General features: G+C 61.2%; 1 protein-coding gene. It reads left to right on the forward strand.

What is annotated here, in order from left to right; genetic code table 11:
• Positions 1–683 (forward strand): IS66 family transposase (locus tag ACP7D4_RS28185; protein ID WP_426212746.1); only part of this gene is annotated, 683 nt, incomplete at both ends.

A 683-nucleotide genomic window follows, 5' to 3' on the forward strand; every position in this document is an offset into this window, starting at 1 on the left:
GCGCGCACCGCGTTGCAGGGCACGGCCGATCTGGTCGCGCAGTATTTGCGCGACGCCGCTCTCGTCAACGCCGACGAATCGGGCCTGCGTGTTGCTGGCAAACTGCACTGGCTTCATATCGCCGCTAACGACACGCTAACGTGGTACGGCTTGCACGCCAAGCGTGGGATGGAAGCGATCACCGCGCATGGCATTTTACCCAATCGCTTAGGCGTGCTGGTGCACGATTGTTGGGCGCCGTACTGGAAACTGAACGATGCCACGCATGCCTTGTGCAACGCCCATCTGCTGCGCGAACTGCTGTATGTGAAGGAGCTCACGGGACACCAGTGGCCCCAGGCGATGATGGACTTTTTGCTCAGCGCCAATCAGCTATGCTGGGCCGCGCGGCACTCCGGAACCCGCTTCAGCGAAGCCGACATCGCCGCGTTCAGGACACTCTATGATGCCATCGTCGGTGACGGCGAAGCGCTGCATCCCGAGATCGAACTTCCCGTCTGGAAGGGTGGCCGCGCTAAGCAATCGATCCCCTGCAACCTACTCCGGCGCTTCCGCAAACATGCCGATGCCATCCTGCTGTTCATTCGCGATCTCGCCGTCCCGTTCACCAACAACGTGGCTGAACGCGCCGTGCGCATGCCCAAGGTGAAGCAAAAGATTTCAGGCTGCTTCCGCACCGTCGA

This window comes from Massilia sp. TWP1-3-3, assembly GCF_049897805.1.
Taxonomy (GTDB): Bacteria; Pseudomonadota; Gammaproteobacteria; order Burkholderiales; family Burkholderiaceae_D; genus Telluria_A.